We start from the raw sequence: 427 nt of genomic DNA on the forward strand, positions 1-427 counted from the left end.
CATGAGTAAAGGTAGGAGAACTTTATGGACGATTGGGAAGAGCGATTGATTGATTGGTTGCTGGATAAAGCTGCCTGGTGGATCAAGGTCGTTATTACGGCATTGTGTATTTCGTGGTTTGCATGCGGAGTTTCGATTGCTGCCTTTGGGGCTCTAGCACTGCTGACTTCTAATAAGGGGGTGGATTTTTCCGCATGCGGCTTCCTTCTAGGTGGCTTGGGATCAGCAGCCTTCGTGCTTATTTTTCTTTTTAGAACATGGGCTGGTTATTGGCCCTTCTATACGATCTGGAAAGAGAAGAGGAAGATCAGAGCCAAGAATTTTCTGCCAGTCGCCAAGAGAGAAAACTCAGATCAAGTCTAAATATTTGATTTTTTTGGAAATGTACGCTAGCGTACAATTAACACTTGACAAAAAGGTCTAATTA

General features: G+C 43.3%; 1 protein-coding gene. It reads left to right on the forward strand.

What is annotated here, in order from left to right:
• Positions 1-24: 24 nt before the first annotated feature.
• On the forward strand, positions 25-363 hold the full coding sequence (locus KDL01_RS47270; protein WP_009239072.1) for a hypothetical protein: 339 nt from the start codon (positions 25-27) through the stop codon (positions 361-363).
• Positions 364-427 lie beyond the last annotated feature (64 nt).

The sequence above is a fragment of the Actinospica durhamensis genome (assembly GCF_018139695.1).
GTDB classification, from domain to species: Bacteria; Actinomycetota; Actinomycetes; order Streptomycetales; family Catenulisporaceae; genus Actinospica; species Actinospica durhamensis.